Source organism: Rhodococcus sp. 27YEA6 (assembly GCF_044908235.1).
In the GTDB taxonomy this organism is placed as follows: domain Bacteria; phylum Actinomycetota; class Actinomycetes; order Mycobacteriales; family Mycobacteriaceae; genus Rhodococcus_F; species Rhodococcus_F qingshengii.
This window is the reverse complement of sequence record NZ_JBIYCY010000067.1, coordinates 1-1,414: the sequence shown is the minus strand read 5'-3', so window position 1 is coordinate 1,414 and position 1,414 is coordinate 1. Positions and strand designations below refer to the sequence as shown.

The 1,414-nt window shown below is 56.4% G+C and carries 1 pseudogene; it reads left to right on the top strand.

What is annotated here, in order from left to right:
• Window positions 1-95 precede the first annotated feature (95 nt).
• Window positions 96-1,058, top strand: a pseudogene (locus tag ABH939_RS33140) (IS3 family transposase); the annotation flags it as partial.
• Window positions 1,059-1,414 lie beyond the last annotated feature (356 nt).

Here is a 1,414-nt window from a genome sequence, read left to right as displayed (position 1 = left end):
GACGAAAGCATTCATTGTGGGGCCTCCTCGATCGAGCCGACAACCGACATGATCAGCCTGACACTGGATGCGTCAGATCACCCACATATCATGATTTTCTTCGCAGAGGAGCTCGACCGCAACAACAAGTGATCATCGACTTCATCAACCGATACAAGAGTGAGTACGGCGTCGAGCCAATCTGCAGGGTGCTTAACGAGCACGGCTGCTCAATTGCGCCGTCCACCTACTACGACGCGCGCAATCGTTCCGCATCTCGGCGGGCTCTGCGCGACGAAGAGCTCAAAGCCGAGGTCAGCCGTGTACATGCCGAGAATTATTCGGTCTACGGAGCCCAGAAGGTGTGGCTGGAAATGCGTCGAGAAGGCATCGACGTGGCACGGTGCACGGCCGAACGGTTGATGGGTGTCCTCGGGCTCGAAGGTGCACGTCGAGGCAAGGCGAAACGGACCACTATCGCAGATCCACAAGGCCGTCGGGCGGACGATCTGGTGCAGCGAAAGTTCAACCCGGTTGCGCCAAATGTGTTGTGGGTAGCCGACTTTACTTATGTTTCGACGTGGCCGGGTTGGGTGTACGTCGCGTTCGTCATCGATGCGTATTCACGGCGGATCCTCGGATGGCGAACCGCGACGACAATGACGACACCGCTGGTACTCGATGCGATCGAGCACGCGATCTGGACTCGACGCCGAGAAGGGATTACCGAACTGGCCGGGCTCATTCACCACAACGACCGCGGGTCGCAATATACGTCAATTGCGTTCACCGACAGGCTCATTGAGGTGGGTATCGATGCCTCGATCGGCGCGACTGGGTCGAGTTACGACAATGCTCTCGCCGAGACGATCAACGGGTTGTACAAGACCGAGTTGATCAAACCTCGTGGGCCGTGGCGAACGGTCGAACATGTGGAGATCGCGACGTTGGAGTGGGTGGACTGGTTCAACCACCGGCGACTCTACGAGCATTGTGGGGATGTGCCTCCTGCCGAACTCGAGGCGTTCTACTACGGTGAACACAGAACTACGCGAATTGCGGAGTTCTCAAATCAGTAAGTCTCCGGACTCGCCGGTGCGATTCATTGGACGGAATTAGAGGGCATGATGCGGCACCTCTAATTGTGAGATTTTTAAAACTAAAGAACGATCTGGCAAATGAGGATCAGGTTGAGCGACTTCTTCGCCAATATATAGAGCTACGCGACCTGGACAAGCACGGACTGTTCACCGCACCTCGCAAACGGGTAGCGCCCAGCTGACCAGACCATCTGCCCCAGATGCCGCTTTCGTGAATATCGCCCTCAGGTGGTAGGCGCCCTGGTTGGGTCCCTGTGTAGAAGTCCAGTGTCTGTGTGACTTTCGTGTCCGATAATGGGCACAGGAGGAAATTCACGAATCATGGCACGCAGACA